The 306-nt window shown below is 35.6% G+C and carries 1 protein-coding gene; it reads right to left on the minus strand.

Annotation, left to right across the window (positions count from 1 at the left end; all coding sequences use genetic code 11):
* Window positions 1–306: hypothetical protein (locus tag RCF13_RS03035; RefSeq protein ID WP_308140854.1), on the minus strand; the 306-nt coding region annotated here is incomplete at both ends.

Consider the following 306-nt stretch of genomic DNA (forward strand, 5'->3'; position numbering starts at 1 on the left):
GTCGTATATAAGGAAGAATATGACGCTATCCCTGCTGCATATTTCCAATTCTCAAACACTCCTGTTTCTTCAGGATTACGGTTACAGTCCATACGATACATTCCTTTTAAAGGAAAGCCATGCCATAGTTCAATATTTATCTTATTATTTCTAACTGATGTATTGCGATGTGTTGTTACAATAACATCACTATTCTCTTCATCCAACCCATTGTTTGTTATCGTTTGAATATCGTAGGAATCCTTAAACTCTGAAGGAATGTATTGAGCCAACGCCCTACAGTTACAACCTGAATTATTAAGTGAA

Source organism: Stenotrophomonas maltophilia group sp. RNC7 (genome assembly GCF_030910085.1).
GTDB classification, from domain to species: Bacteria; Pseudomonadota; Gammaproteobacteria; order Xanthomonadales; family Xanthomonadaceae; genus Stenotrophomonas; species Stenotrophomonas sepilia.